Origin of the sequence: Kamptonema formosum PCC 6407 (assembly GCF_000332155.1) — a bacterium.
Lineage (GTDB): Bacteria > Cyanobacteriota > Cyanobacteriia > Cyanobacteriales > Microcoleaceae > Kamptonema > Kamptonema formosum.
Window position 1 is genome coordinate 66669 of sequence record NZ_KB235903.1, and the last position, 19090, is coordinate 85758.

A 19090-nucleotide genomic window follows, 5' to 3' on the forward strand; every position below is an offset into this window, starting at 1 on the left:
AGATTGACTCGACCTCAGTGTTGTCATCCCAACCCCTGCTAAACTTTCCTCCTCCTTTGCCTTCATAAATAATGCTGCGACTCGAACATATCAGTAAAATTTACCCCAATGGCGTTGTTCTCAAAGATGTCAACTGGGAAGTCAAACCAGGCGATCGCATCGGCTTAGTCGGTGTCAATGGTGCCGGTAAGTCCACGCAACTTAAAATTATTGCAGGCGAGGTGGAACCTACCACAGGGGAAGTAATTCGCCCCGCGAGTTTGCATATTGCCTACCTCAGCCAAGAATTTGAAGTAGACCCCACTCGCACTGTCAGAGAAGAATTTTGGACTGTCTTCAAAGAAGCCAACCAAACTCACGAATCTCTACTGGAAGTGCAGCGAGAAATGGAAACGGCTACTCCAGAAGAACTAGATCGCCTGATTAATAAATTAGACCGCCTTCAGCGACTCTATGAAGCTTTGGATGGCTACGGTTTAGAAGCACAAATTGAGAAAATCTTGCCCGAAATGGGGTTTGAAGCCGAAGATGGCGATCGCCTCGTTAGTGCCTTCAGCGGTGGCTGGCAGATGCGAATGAGTTTGGGTAAAATTCTGCTGCAAAAACCGGATCTCTTACTCTTAGATGAACCAACAAACCATCTTGACCTCGAAACCATTGAATGGCTAGAAATCTACCTCAAAGCTTTGATTACCCCGATGGTAATCGTATCCCATGACCGTGAATTTTTGGATCGACTTTGCACCCAAATAGTTGAAACTGAACGGGGTGTATCTAGTACATATTTGGGTAATTATTCCTCATATTTGGTACAAAAAGAGGAAGCCGCAGATGCTCAACTTAATGCTTACGAACGGCAGCAAAAAGAACTAGAAAAACAACAAGCATTTGTTGAGAAATTCCGGGCGAGTGCGACTCGGAGCACTCAAGCAAAAAGCCGCGAGAAACAATTAGATAAAATTGAGCGGATTGAAGCACCTACAGCCGCTTTAAGAACGTTGCACTTCCGTTTTCCTCCATCCCCTCGCAGCGGTCGCGAAGTAGTAATTATTGAAGATTTAGTTCATAATTATGATGACAAGATTCTGTTTTTAGGCGCAGATTTGTTAATTGAACGGGGCGATCGCATTGCTTTTCTCGGCCCTAATGGTTCGGGGAAATCTACCCTGCTACGGATGATTATGGGTATGGAAAAACCCGCAAGCGGTACTGTTAAATTAGGCAATCATAATGTCATCCCTGGTTACTTTGAACAAAATCAAGCCGAAGCTTTAGATTTGTATAAAACAGTGATAGAAACTATTCATGATGAAGTGCCAGACTGGAAAAATGAGGAAGTCCGCACTTTATTAGGTCGTTTTCTGTTCAGTGGTGATACAGCATTTAAACAAGTTGGGGCTTTGAGTGGGGGTGAAAAAGCGCGTTTAGCTTTAGCTAAGATGCTGTTACGTCCAGCTAGTTTACTAATTTTGGATGAACCGACAAATCACCTAGATATTCCGGCTAAGGAAATGCTGGAAGAAGCGATTCAGAATTATGATGGGACGGTAATGATTGTATCTCACGACCGTTATTTTATTTCTCAGGTAGCTAACAAGATTGTTGAGATTCGCGACGGTGAGTTTCGCACTTATTTGGGAGATTATCACTATTATCTCGATAAGATTGCTGAAGAAAAGGAGGAAGCAAGGTTAGCTAAGATTCAGGGTCAAAAGGCTGCGAAGAAGGTTGAGAAAGAGGCGAAGAAGAAGACTTCTACTAAGCGGAAATAGTTGTGGTTGCAGTTAGTGATTGCTTCCAGGTGAAAATCTGGAAGCGTTGATTCAATTATTTATAATTTTAGTCACCAGATGAGAAAAAAATCAGGAGGTTTGGTTGGAGTCAGATTGAATCGAAGCCACTGAGATATTATATTCATCGTCAGTTTCTTGAAGACTAAAATCAACTATCAACTGTGTATAATCAGCAAAATAAAGAGTTTTTCTCTGAATTAATTCATCAATCACCATTCTTGTTTGTTCTTGAACGTAGGCGTTAGAGCCTTTCGTTCCTTCCTTAATCAACATTTCAATGCCTTCCTGCTGTTTATCCTCAGAAAGCAAAGAAAGATTCCATGCTACCACAGCCAAACTCAACAATTGATACCGCTCTGTTTTACTCTCAATACCATCAGAGTATGGTTCAATAAAAGCATACAAAACTTCGGACATTTTTATTTTGTCCTTGGGGTCGATAAGTATCTTTTCTGGCATTTCTCCCAGGTAAGCTTTTTTGACCTTCTTTTTAAGTTCCGCTATACCTTTCTCTCTGAGCTTTTCCGTCCTATTTACCCTTAATAATTCATCGAATTCCTTTGATTTTCTCGCCATGATAATTAGACCTCTCTTTACTTAATATCGTAGATTATAGCCTTTCTCCGATATCTGCCAAGTCTTCGATCGCATACGCAAAAAGCGCCTGAGTTTCCCCAGACGCATAGCATAAAAATCACAAATTGTCAACTTAAAACCTAACTAGCTCAGGACAAACTCTTGCTCTACAGCAAGTATTACCATTACTTAAAGAATATAAAGTGATTGTTTTGGGCGATCGTGAATTTTGTTCATCAGAAAAAGCATCTGCAAAAATATGTATCTCGCCAGAAAGACCAGCGCCGAAAATACCGTAGAAGGAGTATATTTGGTAGCGGTCAGGATGGAGAAGAATGGGTGAATTATCTCGATCGCTACAAATTAGAGGTTAAGCGAGTAAACGCAAGTTAACTAGAAATAAACGTCGATTCTATCAGCAGGGCATACGAGCTGCAACCCTGATGCGCTCTAACTCTTGGCACTCTTTGTCACCCCCCCAGCGGTAACAAAGGTCTAATTAACTCCATAATTCGGTCAGAATTAAAGTTATCAATAGAATCAGTTAGCGCCTTAGACAAACTTGCTTTAGATTCAGGGATTTGCGTGACTAATTCATTCATAGCTTCCGTATCAAGATAGTAAGCAGCTTGATACATTTGTTCTAACCACTGAGGAGACATCACGGATAGATCTTCTACAGAAAGCGTTTCCACCAATAATTCTTGGGGGGCTTGTCCTACGGTTTCGTAAATATACTGCACTCCCAAATATTGAGCGATCTTATCAAATATATCTCTCTGCTGAAATGGTTTGCTGATAAAATCATTAAACCCATTCGTCAGGACATTCTCTCTATCTTCTTCAAAAACACTGGCAGTTAAAGCAATAATAACAGTTTCTCGGCTCTTAGGGTTTTCTCTAATGCGCTTTGTAGCAGTATATCCATCTAAGCTCGGCATTCGCAGATCCATAAAAATCAAATGTGGCAACCAACTCTCCCACAATGAGAGTGCCTCAATTCCCTGTTTAGCTTCTCTCACGTCAAAGCCAATCGAGGTAAGAATTTCGACTAACAAACGACGATTTTCTTCTATATCTTCAACGACGAGAAGGCGATAATTCGGTTGTTCAGGAGCTAAACTAATTACTCTTTGATTAATCTGTTCTGAGGGAAGAGAAGCTATTTGAGATAACTGCACTTTAATCTCAAAGGAAAAAGTGCTGCCTCGGTTCAAAGTGCTTTGAACCTGAATCTGGCCGCCCATGAGTTGGACGAGTTTTTGACTGATTGCTAAACCAAGCCCAGTACCTTGACTCAAATTATTCCCCGCTTGGGCTTGTACGAAAACCTTAAATAATTTATCAATTTCTGTTGGCGCAATTCCCACGCCTGTATCTTCAACTTCAAAACATAAGCGACAAGAGTGTTTTTCTTTTTGTTCTGCTCTTACCCGTAAAGTAATGCTGCCTTGCTGAGTAAACTTAAGCGCATTACTGAGTAGATTAACCAAAACTTGATATAGTTTTTTCTCATCAGTATGCACAAAGTTGGGAAGCTCGGATTCTCGCTCAACAATTAGCTGCAATGATTTAGATTGGACTTTAACTTGCAACATTTCTTCAATGGAAGTTAGTAAATTGATCAAGTCAAAGTCAGAAGGATTGAGCGTCATCCGTCCGCTCTCAATTTTGGATAAATCTAAAATATCGTTAATTAAGTCCAACAAATGTCTACCACTACGATTGATTATCTGCAATCGCTCTTGAAGAGAAGAAGTTAGATTATTCTCATAGCTCATTAATTGCGTGAATCCTAAAATTGAGTTGAGAGGGGTGCGAAGTTCGTGGCTCATATTAGCAAGAAAGACACTCTTAGCTTGGTTGGCCGCTTCTGCTGCTTCCTTCGCCTGCCGAAGTTCCAACTCAGCTTGTTTGCGATCGCTAATATCAATTAAATATCCCACTATTTCCACTGGTTTACCTGCACAATCTCGAATTAATCTAAGTTGATTGAGTATCCAGCGATAAACCCCATCGGAGCGACGAAGACGGTATTCATGGAAATAATAATTATTGACATATAGATTTGCTAAACCATGAAATACTTGGTCTACATCATCTGGATGCAAATGATTCACCCAAAATTTAGAATCTTCTAAAAACTCCCTAGTTTCGTAGCCCAATACATCTTTAATATTTTCGCTGATGAAGGTTGCGCCATAGTCTCCATCAGGTTTACAGCTAAAAATAACAACTGGGCTGTAGTTCAGGAGAAAGTTGAGGCGATTTGTGGTAGCTTGTAAGGCTTTTTCAGCCAGTTGTAACTCTGTTACATCCTGCTGAACGGCAACATATACAGTTCCGTATTCAGGATGCTCGAACCTAGAAGTATGAACTCTGCACCAAAAGAGTGTACCATCTTTTTTTCTATTATGGACTTCATATTTTGCTTCCCCATCTCGATCGAGTTGAGTGGCGATATCTAGAACGCTTACATCGGGTGTAACCTGTGTATCGACATAATTCAAGATACCAACGGGTTGACCTGCAAGTTCGCCCTCTAGGTAGCCAAACATCGCATCATATTTACGATTAGTATAGACGATGGTCAGATCTGCGGCTTTGACTAAACATACGCCACCTGCCATGTTATTCATGATTATACTTTGAAGTTCCAACGTTTTTTGAGCTGCTTTTCGAGCTGTAATGTCTTGAATTTGAGCAATAAAATGCAGTGGATTTCCTTGCTCATCTTGTACTAGCGATCCATTTAACAGAATCCACACAATATGTCCTTGCTTATGGAAATATCGTTTCTCCAGTTGGTAAGTTGAAATCGTTCCTGCTAATAGCTGCTGGGCATAACTGAGCTCTACCTCTAAATCGTCAGGATAGGTAATGTCTTGAAAAGTTAATGCTGACAACTCTTCTGGGGAGTAGCCAATAATCTGACATAATGCAGAATTGACATTAATCCAATGCCCATCAAGGGAAACAATCGCCATCCCGATCGACGCATCTTCAAACGAATGACGAAACTGCTCTTCACTAGCTCGTAAAGCTTTTGTTCGTTCAGCCACAAGAATTTCTAAGGTTTCATTAAGTTTTTTAAGTTCTGCTTCGGCTTGTTGGCGCTTGCTATCTATCTGATTCAGAAATCGAGCAGTTCCCCAGATGAGAATTGAGAAGGTGAAAACTATTAATGTTAACCGAAATGTATACCCCAATTCAGAGTTATACCAGCCTAATTTTCGCCCCTGAAAAGTAAACCATTCTAATGCTACTGGAAAGACGATCGCCCAAGGTAGCAACCTCCGAGCCATCTCTCCGCCAACTAAGGGACTGGTTAATACTTCCATTAACCCTTCATTAGGTCGCAGCCACAAAATTCCTATATAGAGAATGAAAAAGGTTGGGATTGTGTTTAGTGCTTGAGTCGTGGTAGGTATAACCAATCGTGCAAAAACATCGACATTGAATATGTGTCCGAATAAAGCTAATAGAGAACTTAAAGCTGCAACACTACTGCAAATTTGCGCCCACCAAGTATTGCGTTGGGAATTTCGCCCTAGCAGTAACAGTGCTACTCCCATCAGCACAAAATTTAAGGCGGTATTTAGCCCCATGCGTCCTGGGTAAGGAGTTGTGGTAGAGACAACATCTCGAAAAAGCAACCGATCGATCTTCAGATCCCAACCAAATAAATACTCACTCAGTGTCAGCAGACCGATGATGGCGATCGCCCCCGCTAATCCTTGAGAAACTCGATATTGGAGTCGGGTTAGTCGTTGACGCTGCAACAAAATCAAAGATACTCCAGCAAATAAAAAGCAAATCGCTGTATTTGCTTTCATGCTTGCCGATATACCTATAAATCCACTTTTGAGTATCGATAGGTCAAATTGCCAGCCGATCAGTACGCTTATCGCGATTGAGATGACCAGCAATGCAGTGATTTGAGAAATACGCTTGTTCATAAATGTTCATAAATCGCTTGGTTGGGTCTGAGAATTGTTATTTTGGTTAAGATTAAAGGGATTTTTAGGATATTCAAAGAGTTTAAAGTATATGATTTAACTATATTACAGCAGTTTCTGCTGTATTGATTCACTTATACCGCTCGTGTATTAGGTAGCTTAATAATAATTATGATCAGCAATCCAGTCACCAGCTATCGAGGTAATATCTTAATAGTTGACGATTTACCCGACAATCTGCGTTTGCTTAGGGATACATTGAGCGAAGAAGGTTATAAGATTCGCAGTGCCACGACAGGGGCAATGGCACTTCGAGCTGCCCAATCTCCATTGACGGAATTAATCTTACTAGATATTAAATTGCCGGATCTCGATGGCTATGAAGTTTGCCAACAATTAAAATCTGACCCTCGCACTGCAAATATTCCCGTAATTTTTTTGAGTGCGCTCAATGAAACTTTCAATAAAGTTCAAGGGTTCGCCGTTGGTGGGGTAGATTATATTGCAAAGCCATTTCAAGTCGAAGAGGTATTAGCGCGTGTCGCCACTCATCTAACCGTCCGACGGCTCCAAAAAAGCCTCCAAGAACAAAATTTACGCCTGATCGCAGAGATAGAAGAAAATCAACGTCTCAAAGATATCTTCTTTGCCGAAAAAGAATTGGCTCAGGTGACATTACAATCAATTGGTGATGCCGTCATTACTACCGACGATCGAGGTAATATTAAATATTTTAATCCCGTTGCTGAGAAACTAACAGGCTGGAAAGCAGAGGAAACTGAAGGACTGCCTCTATCTGAAGTTTTCCTAATTATTAATGAAGTAACGAGAAAGCCCGCAGATAATCCGATCCACAAAGCTTTGTTAGAGGGGGAAGTTGTGGGTTTGGCAAACCATACTATTCTCATTGCCCGCGATGGGAAGGAATATGCCATTGAGGACTCAGCAGCACCGATTCGAGACCGCCAAGGTCAAATTATTGGGGCAATTATCGTCTTTCATGATGTTACTCAAGCCCGCTATCTCACCCGTCAACTCTCTTGGGAAGCCAGTCACGATGCTCTGACTGGTTTAACCAACCGTCGAGGATTTGAGCATTACCTAGTTGATGCGATCGCTTCTATTCAAGATAGCAATCAGCATCACGTTCTCTGTTATTTAGATTTAGATCAGTTCAAAGTCGTTAACGATACTGTCGGTCATATTGCTGGCGATGAGCTACTGCGCCAAATCACTACACTTTTACAACAGGGAATTCGCGCTAATGATATATTGGCTCGCTTAGGAGGTGATGAATTTGGTCTTTTACTCACTCACTGTCCCCTTTCTCAAGCAACTCAGATTGCTGAAAATCTCAAAGAATTAGTGCATCAATTTCGGTTTATTTGGGATAACAAAACCTTTATCATTGGGGTCAGTATTGGGGTTGTTGCCATTGACCAAAACAACCAAAATTTGATGGAGATTTTGGGAGCGGCTGATGCAGCTTGTTATGCTGCTAAAGCCAAAGGGCGCAACTGCATTCATGTTTATCGTCTAGATGATAGCGAACTAATTAGACAACGTGGGGAGAGGCAGTTGATTGCAAAAATCAGCCAAGCGCTAGAAACCAATCGTTTTTGTCTCTACTCCCAAAAGATTATCTCTATTACCTCTCAACCATTAGTAGAGCATTATGAGATTTTGCTCAGAATGTTGGATGAAAATGGAGAATTAGTATCGCCAAATGCGTTTATTCCAGCCGCCGAGCGTTATGGCTTGATCGCTGATATCGATTACTGGGTAATTGAAACTTTTTTCTCGAATCATCAAAAGTTATCTAGACCAGCACTTCTTGCTAACGGCTTATATACGATTAATCTTTCTGGTGCTAGTATTTGTAACAATCAGTTTATGAGGTTTTTAATCGAACAATTTCCTCGCTACCAAATTCTACCACAAACCATTTGTTTTGAAATTACTGAAACCGCAGCGATCGCTAACTTTGACCAAGCTAGAAATTTTATTAACGAAATAAAAAAGCTTGGTTGTCGCTTTGCTTTAGATGATTTTGGCAGTGGCTTGAGTTCCTTTGCTTATCTGATGAATTTGCCTGTTGACTATCTAAAAATTGATGGTGTCTTTGTTAAGAATATTACTCATAATTTGATTTCTCAAGCGATCGTGGAAGGCTTTAATCGCATTGCCCATGCGATGAATATTGAAACTGTGGCTGAGTTTGTCGAAGACGAAGCTATCTTAGAAAAATTGCGCGAGATTGGAGTGGATTATGCTCAGGGTTACGGAATTTCGCGCCCCCTCCCTATGAACTTTGATTCCTGACTGTCCAATAAAATTTTAAGACATCTCTATCCTATGGAAGGTAAATATAATGTCGATGAAATGGATCGCACGCGATGATATATAATTAATTGCGAGGCAACCAGATTTGATATAAAGAAGGAAATCTTCAATGGCAGTTTTTGCGATCTTTACTTACGAAGTAAAACCAGGCAGATTGAATGACTTTATGGCTAAACTTGGCGAAGCAGCCAGCCCCAAGTTCAATAGCGAGATTATGCCTCAGTCAGTGCGTCTTTTCCGTAATACCGTTCCCGGCCCAGATACGGATTCTCTAATTCTCGTGATTGAATATGCAGATATGGCGGCTTACGGCGCACGCACTGCATTCGAGAACCAAAATTCAGAATGGAAACAGTTATTCAGCAGTCAACCTGATTCGCCAGAAATCTTGCGCTCTGTTCAATTGCTCACGGAATTTACACCGTAACCGTCCCAATAACGGCACAACAATTTATAATATTCTATATGGCTAAGTGTCCTGTTTGCGATCGTGAATATTTACCAGGTAAAGTTGATTTCTGCTCGCTCTGTGGCTGGGATTTGACACCTTTTCCCCTGGGTCGCAAACAGTCCAAAGCTTATTGGAAAAAGGAACAACTTAGATTGGATTGGGCAAGGCGAATGTGGGCAAATTCACAAGTTCAGGGATGGGAAACTCAGTTAAATCAGTTGCAAATCCAACTACAATCAGCCGCAGTTGAAAGAGCCAACCTCCAGTCTCAATTAGAATGGGTTTTGTATCGCCTAGAACAGATGAATCCAGATTTAATTGCTGATTCCCTATCGCGGTTAGAAGAGAAAATTAGTGCGATCCCCGAACAAACGCCGCCGATGTCGGAAGTGGGGATGGATTACAGACAATTAATACAGCTTTTAGCTGCGGGGAAATGGCGTAAAGCGGACGAACATACTTGGGAAATTATACTTCAAGTAGCTTTTCGAGAAGAAGAAGGCTGGCTGAGTGCGGCAGATATTGAGAAATTCCCCTGTACAGACCTTCGCACTATTGACCAACTTTGGGAATATTATAGTAGCGGGTTATTTGGGTTGAGAGTACAACAGGAAATTTGGGAGAGTGAAGGCAGGAATTATACAGAATTTTGCGATCGCGTAGGATGGCGGTTAAAAGATAGCTGGGCCTATTACGATGAACTCAGATTCAATTTGAATGCTCCCCAAGGACACCTACCCGCGATCGCATGGCGTAAACGTGCCTGTTACGGTATGGGTAAAGGTATGGCGGCTGAGAATCTGTCGTTTTTTAGTTCTAGACTTACAGCTTGCACTATAGCTAGGGAAGAGGGGCTAGGGGCTAGGGGCTAGGGAAGAGGGAAGAGGGAAAAGCTTGAAAAAGTAAGGGATTATGAACCAGAGGTAAGAGTTGGAGTGGCTCTAAGCGACGAAAGCAGTTGATATATGTAGCGATCGCTCTTTGTAACGCCGCCCTATAAAATAGTTTTCAGAAGTATCAATAACAGGCATCCCCACCAGTGCAGCTTTATATTTACCACACCCCCGAACTCACCCCAACGGACAAAGTACCCGACTGCGCGATCGCAGTTGATGTACTCCGCGCCACTACAACAATGGCAACCGCCCTTAACAATAGAGCCGAAGCAGTCCAAGTCTTCAGCGACATTGACAAACTGATGCAGGAGAGCGAAAAATGGCCCGCACCGAAGCGTATCCGTGCCGGCGAGCGTGGTGGTGCAAAAGTTGAAGGCTGTGACATGGGTAACTCACCTCTTGACTGTACGCCCGATCGCGTTCAAGGTAAGCGACTATTTATTAGTACCACCAATGGTACTCGCGCCCTTGAGCGAGTGCAAGCTGCCAAAACAGTTTTAGCAGCAGCATTAATCAACCGCCGCGCCGTAGTCCAGTATCTCCTAGTCAAACGACCCAGCACTATTTGGATACTCGGTTCTGGTTGGGAAGGCAGTTTTTCCCTGGAAGATACCGTCTGTGCAGGTGCGATCGCAGAAATGCTACTTGCAGAAAGCGGTACTCCGCGAGACGAATTTGTTGGTAATGATGAAGTATATGCCGCGATCGCGCTTTATTTGCAGTGGAAAGATCAACTTTACGAATTGATGAATCTCGCTAGTCATGGCAAACGACTTCTTGGTCTGGGAGTCTACGAAGATTTGAAATATTGCTCTCAACTCGATATTGTAGATACAGTCCCCATCCAACGAGAAATTGGAGTTTTGGTCAAGTCAGATGCTCAAATTCCCAAAGCAGAATTTTGGCTTCCGACTGCACAAAAAAGGTAATGGGTAATGGGTAATGGGTAATTGGTAATGGGTAATTGGTATTGGTAATTAGCTTTAACTTGATGCAACAGTGGCTAAAAGTTTTTCCGATTCCAAAATTATCTACAGGCTTAGCTCGATTAAGGGCCTTAATGAACTTTTACCCAAATCCCTTTTCTTACTTGATGAATGAGAGTGAGTTTTTATTTTCTTCTGCCTAGAGTGACAGAAGAGCGATAATGTGTAATTCCCAAACATAACCCCTCTATGTACCAGAGAGGAACAGAGGGGTTTTATTCTCAACTCACTACTGAATTAAAACAGTGTAAGAATATAGAGCAACGTAAACAGGATAATCCAGATGATATCTACGAAGTGCCAGTAAATCTCTGCCATTTCGATACCAGTATGCTTAACATTTGAATAGTGCCCTTCGCGGCGACTCCGCCAGATTACACCCAAAATTAAACACACGCCGATCAAAACGTGCAAACCGTGAAAACCTGTCATCAGGTAAAAACAATTAGCAAACACATTCTCAGTCAAACCATACCCCAGAGTCAGATACTCGTAAGCTTGACCCCCTAAGAAAATAATTCCCATTAGAGCAGTTACAGCGTACCAAAGTCTCATCCCTTTGACATCATTCTTTTTAACTGCTGTATCCCCCAGGTGGATGACAAAACTACTTGAAACCAGAATGATTGTGTTAATCGTAGGTAGCAAAAGTTCTACTTCTGTCCCTTCAGGAGGCCAAACCTCTGTAGCGCCCCGCAATAACAAATAAGCTGCAAAAAATCCACCAAACATTAGGGATTCAGAAGCCAAGAAAGTTAGCAGTCCGAAAACACGCAAATCCTTATGTTCTTCGTGATTTTGAGCTGCATCGGCTGTCGCCTCTGGCGGGAGAGATGAGTTGTCAATATTATCTTGAACATCAATTGTTGAACCTTGCATAATTCTCCAATGTTTTTGGTTAGTTGCTAGTTGTTAATTGTTAATTGTTAGTTGTTGGTTGTTAGTAGTTAATGGTTAATTGTTAGTTATTAGTTTAGAACTTACGCAAAAACAACATATTTCTGTCATTACGAGCGAAGCGAAGTAATCGCAACCCTTATGTTATTAGCCAATACTGCGTAAGTCATCTGGTTATTACTTTATTGCCAAAAAAAGACAACAAGCTAACCCAAACTACCACTAACAACTAACCATTAACTACTAACAACTAACCACTAACTCTTAACAGATATAGGAACACTTGGCTTACCATGACCATCTACTCCATAGTCGTAGGGGCCATAGGTCAACACTGGCAACACTTCCCAGTTTTCGATCGCGGGTGGCGATGCAGTCGTCCATTCCAAAGTTAGAGCATTCCAAGGATTACCAGATGCTTTGGGCCCGTACATCCAACTCCAAATAATATTGATAAAGAATGGAAGTACAGAGAACCCTAGCAAAATCGATCCGTAGGTACAAAGCTGGTTAAGCTGAGTAAATTGAGGGTCGTACATGGCAATCCGGCGAGGCATTCCTTGCAATCCCAAGGAGTGCATCGGTAGGAAGGTAAGATTAGTGCCGATGAAGGTGAGAACAAAGTGAACTCTACCCCAAGTTTCATTCAGCATCCGGCCAGTCATTTTGGGGAACCAGTGATAAATTCCGGCATAAAGGCCGAAGACTGAACCGCCAAATAAGACGTAGTGGAAATGCCCCACGACATAGTAACTATCGTGAACGTGAACGTCAAAAGGTGCAGTTCCCAGTGTTACACCGGAAAGTCCGCCGAAAACGAACATCGCCAGTAAACCCATCGCGAATAGCATGGCACTGGTAAAGCGGATTTTACCGCCCCAAAGAGTCGCTACCCAGCCGAATATTTTCACCCCAGTAGGAACCGCAACAATCAGGGTGGAGATGGTGAAGAACATCCGCATCCAGGGAGGTGTACCGCTGGTAAACATATGGTGTACCCAGACGAACAATCCCACAAAGCAGATAGCGATGCTAGAGTAGGCGATCGCTTTATACCCAAAAATCGGTTTCCGAGCATGAACTGGAATCACTTCCGACATGATCCCGAAAATTGGCAGAATCATTAGATAAACTGCCGGGTGAGAATAGAACCAGAATAAATGCTGGTAAATGACGACATTACCGCCTGCATCAGGCTTGAAGAATGACGTACCAAAATTGATGTCAAACAATAGCAGAACTAATCCCGCAGCTAGCACTGGAGTTGACACAAGTGCCAAAATTGAAGTCGCCATAATTGCCCAGCAAAACAGGGGAACTTGATCCCACCTCATGCTAGGAATTTTCATCTTCAGGATGGTGACGATAAAATTCAACGAGCCCAAAATTGAAGAAGTTCCGACCAAGACGATCGCCAAAATCCACATGGATTGAGCCGTATTTGCCGTAATCACGCTTAAAGGCGGATAAGATGTCCAGCCTGATTGAGCTCCTCCGAAGAAGAAACTGCCTAAAATCAGCAATCCAGCGGGTGGGTTTACCCAAAAGGCGATCGCATTCAGTTTGGGAAAGGCCATATCTCTAGCACCGATCATCAGGGGCACCAGAAAGTTACCAAATCCCCCGATCGCAGCCGGCACAATCCACAGGAAAATCATAATCGTCCCGTGATTAGTCAAGAAGGCGTTATACAGTTCGGGAGGCAAAAAGTCGGAATCGGGAGTAAAAAGTTCTGCCCGCATCGCCATCGCCATCAAACCGCCAATCAGGTAGAAAATAAACGCCGTGACCAGATATTGGATACCAATTAGCTTGTGGTCAACGTTAAACGTAAAGTAGTCGTACCATTTCCAGGCTTCTGGATGTTGATGTCCACCATGAGGATCGCCCTTATTTTCCGGCGGTGCGTTTACTGGAATTTGTGCTTGTGCCATAAAGTATGTTGGGGAAAAATAGCGAATTTGTTAACCGTTAACTGTTAACTGTTAACTGACTTATTTGTGCAGTTGACTTAAGGTTTCGGCTTTAATTCCCATTTCGCTTGCGTAGGGAGCCAGAAACTCCGATGCTGACAAATCAGCGGGTTTAATTGCAACAGCTTGATTCAAATCTTGCTGCTGAGCAACTTGGTTTTCTTGTAGCCAGCTATCGTACTCTTCCTGAGTGTGTACGATTACTCTTGTCCGCATCGCGCCATGATAGCTGCCGCAGAGTTCGGCGCAAAATACGGGGTAATCTCCCGTCTTGATAGCTACGAACCGGAGTTCAGTGGGGATACCGGGAATGGCATCTTGTTTGAGGCGGAACTGTGGCATCCAAAATGAGTGGATTACATCGACGGCGGAGAGGTTAAGCTGTACATCTTTGCCAATAGGTACGTGCAATTCGCCAGAGGTGACATTGCTTTCGGGATAGTTAAATATCCAGGCGTATTGCATACCAGTGACGTTTACTGTCACGTCTGGTTGTTTTCCTTCCTCGGCCGGTGTTCCTCCGAAACCATATTTTGCATCGGGGGCTGGTGGCATTTCATCGGCTGCCACTTCTTCTGATTGCGCGATTAGAGGAGCTGCGATCGCGCTTCCTCTGGGCATTTTATGTGCCATGTGGGATGGTGAATGGACGTGAGCCATTACCTGAGAAGCTCCAGGGTCAAAGCCTCCCATATCTCTATAAACTTCGACGCTGTAGACTCCCAAGCCGATTACCAAGATCGCAGGAATTGCTGTCCAGAAGACTTCTAAGCCAAAGTTTTCGCTAATTGGCACTCCGTCGCCGTCGTCTCCAGGGCGGTGGCGGAATTGGATCGCAAACAGTACGATCGCTCCCTCTACTACGATAAACAGGGCTGTGCCGATCGTGATCATCACGTTAAAAAAATCATCCACCAGTGGGGCCTGGGCTGATGCCTGCTCTGGGAGTAGGTGGTTGTTTTGACCGTACCACACGCTCACCACTGTGATGACGATGCCAGCAACCAGAGCCAATATTGAACTTGGTACTGTTTGTTTTTCTTTTTCTTCTGCCATGCCTTGACTCCTTGCTCAGGGGTGCGACACCTTGGTTGAGGAGTCGCTTACTTGAAGCTTGCTTTTTTGTCGGCTGCCATCTGACAGGCAGTCATACATACTTATTAGGTTAGAGCAGGTATCCATTTAGAGTTTGTAACTGGTGCTAATTTTTAGGATTTTTTTATGCTTTTAACATTTCGTAATAAAACTTTATATTTTTAGGTACAGGAAAAAGTCAAAAAAATATTGAAACTTAAGGTTTTCTTTATAAATTATCGCTCAATTTTGATGGCTGAATCGGCTAAGCACAGAAAATCAGTCAAATAAATCAAGATTTGTTTAAAGTTATAAAAATCAGCGCAATATAATCCTATTGCATTTTCCGCCTGTCTCCTTCCCCTGCTTTTCCCTTCTTCCCCTTCTTCCCCTAGTCCCTAGCCCCTAGCCCCTAGCCCCTAACCGCCCTGGCGGTTGCTATATCACAGCAGCAAAGCTGAAATCTTTGTAAAGAGCGGTTAATCCGATTTTCCGCCCGCTAATGTAGTAAATACGACTGTTTGCGATAAAAATAGACTGTTAAGCTCACCTGAGCAAAGGCTCATTATTTAATTAAGTTTGATTGGCGATTAAGGTTAATGTAAAACTCATGGCTAACTCTGTTTTGAATCAGCCTGCCGCGCAGCCGCAAGCGGAGTGGCAGCCAAGGGATATCATTCGTAGCCTCGTCTGGAAGATGGCGATCGCCACTTGGCTATTGATGGCCGTAGGTAGCGCGACGCGGGTAATGAATGCTGGTCTGGCTTGCCCTGACTGGCCGCTATGTTACGGTGAGTTAGTACCCGCCGCCCAGATGAACCTACAAGTATTTCTAGAATGGTTTCATCGGCTGGATGCAGCCTTGATTGGATTAAGCGCGATCGCACTCACCGCACTATCTTGGTGGTACAGGAATCGTCTTCCCGGTTGGCTGGCGATCGCCTCCCCACTCACCTTATTTTTGATCGTTTCCCAAGGCATTTTAGGAGCACTGACGGTAACGCAACTCCTACGGTTTGATATAGTCACCGCTCACTTAGGCATGGCTTTAATATTTTTCATCACCCTAGTAGCGATCGGCTTAATGCTGACACCCTATCAAGCAACCGGAACAGTCGGCAAATTACCCTGGTTAGCGTCAATCGCCGCCTTGCTAATTTACCTCCAAAGCCTATTAGGAGCATTAGTCGGCTCTCAATGGGCGCTACATCAATGCTTTGGCGCATCTGAGCTCTGCGGTGTGATGAATAGCCACATTATGGGGATCGTACCCGCCACCGTCGGCACTTTAGCAGTAATCGCGATCGCCTGGCGAACACCAGCACTAAATGCCACATTACGAAAATTAGCAAACTGGGCTGGCTTATGCCTAATTGCACAGTTACTTTTGGGAGTCGCAACTTTCCGGTTGCACCTGCAAGTAGAACCCTTAACAGTAGCCCACCAAGCAGTCGGTGCAGCCTTACTAGCGACGCTTGTAGCATTCAGCGTTTTAGCATGGCGAGATCGGGCTATGTCTGCCTAGCTAGGGGCTAGGGGAAGAAGGGGTTAGGGGCTAGGGGTTAGGGGCTAGGGGTTAGGGGCTAGGGAAATAAGGAAATAAGAGAATAAGGGAATAGGGGAATAGAATCAGTGAGGTTTAGCAATTCAGAATGTCTTAAACGCCTTGGTGGTTGCTATAACTCGCGGCTAAACAAACAAAGTCCGCCTACGGGAACTATAGAAAGAGAAAGGCGACGGTTTTGAAACCCGCGCAGGCGGGTTTAGTCTGTGTAGTAGCGGTTTTAACCGCCCAGTTAAGAGGTATAGAAAGAGCGAAGTGACTGTAGTAGCGGTGTTAACCGCCCAGTTAAAAACGATCGCGTTACCCAAAAAGCCTGCTACGGGCTATGCAATTTAGGAAAGGAAATAATGCAGGAAATTCTTACTAACAACCAATCCCGAATCCATCAAAACGCTTTACAGGTAGTTCAAAGTTACTACCAACTAACAAAGCCAAGAATTATCCTGTTGCTGCTAATTACCACAGCGGCGGGAATGTGGATGGCAGCCAAAGGAGAAGTCGATCCCCTATTGCTATTAGCAACTATGACTGGAGGTACTTTAGCTTCTGGTGCTGCTAATACTATTAATTGCATCTACGACAGCGATATTGACTATATCATGGAGCGCACCCGCTGGCGACCAATTCCTTCTGGGCGGGTAAAGCGTCGAGATGCTTTAATTTTCGCAGTCATCCTTGCTAGTTTATCCTTCACCTTGCTCACCGTTGTTGCCAATTTGCTGGCTGCTTTATTAGCAATGTCGGGCATTGTCTTCTACGTCTTAATTTACACCCATTGGTTGAAGCGTCATAGCGTGCAAAATATCGTCATTGGCGGTGCAGCCGGTGCAATTCCACCCCTAGTAGGTTGGGCCGCTGTTACAGGAGATTTAAGTTGGGCGGCGTGGCTATTATTTGCGATTGTGTTTTTATGGACACCGCCGCATTTTTGGGCTTTGGCAATGATGATTCGCGACGAATACGCTGAGGTAGGCGTGCCGATGTTACCAGTAATTGAAGGAGATAAAGCAACTGCGGTGCAGATTTGGATTTATACTCTGATTTTGATTCCTGCAACTTTGCTGCTAGTTTATCCACTGAATGCAGCCGGTGCAGTTTATGGAGTGGTAGCGACTTTACTGGGGGCGATTTTTATGCAGAAAGCTTGGCTACTGTTGCAGTCTCCAGAGGATCGAGGAGTAGCGCGATCGCTCTTTAAGTATTCCATCTTTTACATGATGTTGCTGTGTGCGGGAATTGTGGTTGATAGTTTGCCAGCTACTCATCATTTTACGGCTGCTGTTGCTGATAATATGCAGACTTTAATTAGTGCGATTCCGCTGTAGGCGTGAGTTAGATTGCAATGATTTTAATGAAACCCGCCTAGTGCGGGTTTTGTTTTTTATGTTAACGGTTAACGGTTAACTATTTTTAGTATTATCAACTCTACAGAAAATCAAATCACTGGCGACATTTTATGAGAAATAAACTCTGCTGTTTAAACTGACTTTTTCACTTCACCTATCGGCTTAAACGAATCAAAATATCCCTGTTTCCACAATTGCGCGATCGCATTTTCCATCGCACTTCGCGTTAACTCCGGTAAAACTATTAACCCTGGTGGAGCCAAAAAAGGAGAACCACATTCCACCTCTGCGTCTAGATCTTGTTGTAAGCGGATAGGATCGATAAAATAGATAGAATAGGCTTCACCATTCGATAAGCTGACAATTCCATCACTTCTACATCCTTTCATTGGCGTTTCTACCTCGTCTCTTTCATCCCAGCCATATTTAAACGTCAGCTTGGGTGCGGTTTCCATATCCTTATTCCTCTAGTACAGCTTGTATTTTTCTTAACTCTTCAATGTTTAAGAGGGCTATACAGCGGATTCCAGGTTTATAAAGTACAGCCTAGAAACCGGGTTTCTTCTGGATTTCTCGCCAGAAATCGGTTTTATTCAAGAAACCCGGTTTCTCTGTACTTAACTTACCTGGAAAGTGCTGTATTTCTCTCACCCTGCTCAATACCATCAATTTAGCTGCGGTGCAGTCCCGCTAGTTCTACCATCACTACCACCTACGAGCTCGCCTCTACCTTCTTCCTCCTACCTCCTGCCTCCTGCCTCCATAGAGATATCCGGCCCGTACCAGGATCGAGTTCGGTTATCTCCTATTCACTACGTATGGGCACTAAAAAAAATTCAGGTCATTATGGAATAAGAAGCAAGCAAAACCCATAGTTTCACAGTCAGTGAGAGTCAGTTGTGCTTAAACCTAGAAGAGTGCCGGCAACCTTAAGGAAAAATGTAGAATTTTCACCTTAAGATAGATGCTTTTACCCTTTACGGCCCTCAAAAATTGTAATAGTATTGAGAAAAGTAAACTGAAAATAACTTCTACTTGTAGGAACCGTCAAAGCCAGTCAGCTTTTAATCAAGTTAATTGGATTGCCAGAGATAACGACCTAAAAGTACGCACCAAACAAAAAGCTTCTACCAATCGTCACTCATGCTTGAAGGGATAGGGAAACCTATCTCTAATATAAGTTTCTCTCCCGCTCCGAAAACTGGGGCAGGCTATGGTCAACTTTCTATCTG

General features: G+C 43.2%; 14 protein-coding genes. 8 read left to right on the plus strand and 6 right to left on the minus strand.

The window, feature by feature from the left end; all coding sequences use genetic code 11:
• Positions 1 to 71 precede the first annotated feature (71 nt).
• Entirely contained in the window at positions 72 to 1772 is a 1701-nt protein-coding gene (locus OSCIL6407_RS0105375) for an ABC-F family ATP-binding cassette domain-containing protein (protein ID WP_007354227.1), read from the plus strand.
• A 90-nt stretch (positions 1773 to 1862) separates the two neighbouring features.
• Here OSCIL6407_RS0105375 and OSCIL6407_RS0105380 read toward each other — a convergent pair whose 3' ends face one another.
• The gene (locus OSCIL6407_RS0105380; protein WP_007354228.1) at positions 1863 to 2369 is read right to left on the minus strand and encodes a hypothetical protein; all 507 of its coding nucleotides are present in this window, start codon (positions 2367 to 2369) and stop codon (positions 1863 to 1865) included.
• A 222-nt stretch (positions 2370 to 2591) separates the two neighbouring features.
• Here OSCIL6407_RS0105380 and OSCIL6407_RS36935 point away from each other — a divergent pair, with 222 nt between their 5' ends.
• The gene (locus OSCIL6407_RS36935; RefSeq protein WP_234708718.1) at positions 2592 to 2762 is read left to right on the plus strand and encodes a hypothetical protein; all 171 of its coding nucleotides are present in this window, start codon (positions 2592 to 2594) and stop codon (positions 2760 to 2762) included.
• 77 nt (positions 2763 to 2839) lie between these two features.
• Here the strand turns inward: OSCIL6407_RS36935 and OSCIL6407_RS0105385 are convergent, their stop codons facing one another.
• A complete protein-coding gene (locus tag OSCIL6407_RS0105385) occupies positions 2840 to 6328 on the minus strand; it encodes a PAS domain S-box protein (RefSeq protein WP_007354230.1) in 3489 nt (1162 codons plus the stop codon).
• 171 nt (positions 6329 to 6499) lie between these two features.
• On the opposite strand from OSCIL6407_RS0105385, the gene OSCIL6407_RS0105390 reads away from it, so the two are divergent.
• The 4 genes from OSCIL6407_RS0105390 to OSCIL6407_RS0105405 all read left to right on the plus strand — a co-directional run bounded on the left by OSCIL6407_RS0105390 (position 6500) and on the right by OSCIL6407_RS0105405 (position 10947).
• Complete coding sequence (locus OSCIL6407_RS0105390; protein ID WP_007354231.1) at positions 6500 to 8650, plus strand: EAL domain-containing protein; 2151 nt, start codon at positions 6500 to 6502, stop codon at positions 8648 to 8650.
• Positions 8651 to 8780: 130 nt separating this feature from the next.
• Positions 8781 to 9098 carry an antibiotic biosynthesis monooxygenase family protein gene (locus tag OSCIL6407_RS0105395; protein ID WP_007354232.1) on the plus strand — a complete coding sequence of 106 codons (318 nt, stop codon included), beginning with the start codon at positions 8781 to 8783 and terminating at the stop codon, positions 9096 to 9098.
• Between the two features lie 38 nt (positions 9099 to 9136).
• Positions 9137 to 9994 (plus strand): GUN4 domain-containing protein, encoded by an 858-nt coding sequence (locus tag OSCIL6407_RS0105400; RefSeq protein ID WP_007354233.1) that lies wholly within the window; start codon positions 9137 to 9139, stop codon positions 9992 to 9994.
• A 167-nt stretch (positions 9995 to 10161) separates the two neighbouring features.
• A complete protein-coding gene (locus OSCIL6407_RS0105405) occupies positions 10162 to 10947 on the plus strand; it encodes a 2-phosphosulfolactate phosphatase family protein (protein WP_007354234.1) in 786 nt (261 codons plus the stop codon).
• A 294-nt stretch (positions 10948 to 11241) separates the two neighbouring features.
• On the opposite strand, the gene OSCIL6407_RS0105415 is transcribed toward OSCIL6407_RS0105405, so the two are convergent.
• From OSCIL6407_RS0105415 to OSCIL6407_RS0105425, 3 genes are all read right to left on the minus strand, one after another.
• Positions 11242 to 11883, minus strand: a complete 642-nt coding sequence (locus OSCIL6407_RS0105415; RefSeq protein ID WP_007354235.1) for a cytochrome c oxidase subunit 3 — start codon at positions 11881 to 11883, stop codon at positions 11242 to 11244.
• Positions 11884 to 12158: 275 nt separating this feature from the next.
• Entirely contained in the window at positions 12159 to 13835 is a 1677-nt protein-coding gene (gene ctaD, locus OSCIL6407_RS0105420) for a cytochrome c oxidase subunit I (protein ID WP_007354236.1), read from the minus strand.
• 60 nt (positions 13836 to 13895) lie between these two features.
• On the minus strand, positions 13896 to 14930 hold the full coding sequence (locus OSCIL6407_RS0105425) for a cytochrome c oxidase subunit II (protein WP_007354237.1): 1035 nt from the start codon (positions 14928 to 14930) through the stop codon (positions 13896 to 13898).
• A 628-nt stretch (positions 14931 to 15558) separates the two neighbouring features.
• Between OSCIL6407_RS0105425 and OSCIL6407_RS0105430 the strand changes: the two genes are divergently transcribed.
• Positions 15559 to 16473 (plus strand): COX15/CtaA family protein, encoded by a 915-nt coding sequence (locus OSCIL6407_RS0105430; protein WP_007354238.1) that lies wholly within the window; start codon positions 15559 to 15561, stop codon positions 16471 to 16473.
• A gap of 386 nt (positions 16474 to 16859) precedes the next feature.
• Entirely contained in the window at positions 16860 to 17837 is a 978-nt protein-coding gene (locus tag OSCIL6407_RS0105435; protein WP_007354239.1) for a heme o synthase, read from the plus strand.
• Between the two features lie 152 nt (positions 17838 to 17989).
• Here OSCIL6407_RS0105435 and OSCIL6407_RS0105440 read toward each other — a convergent pair whose 3' ends face one another.
• Positions 17990 to 18313, minus strand: a complete 324-nt coding sequence (locus tag OSCIL6407_RS0105440) for a hypothetical protein (protein ID WP_007354240.1) — start codon at positions 18311 to 18313, stop codon at positions 17990 to 17992.
• Positions 18314 to 19090 lie beyond the last annotated feature (777 nt).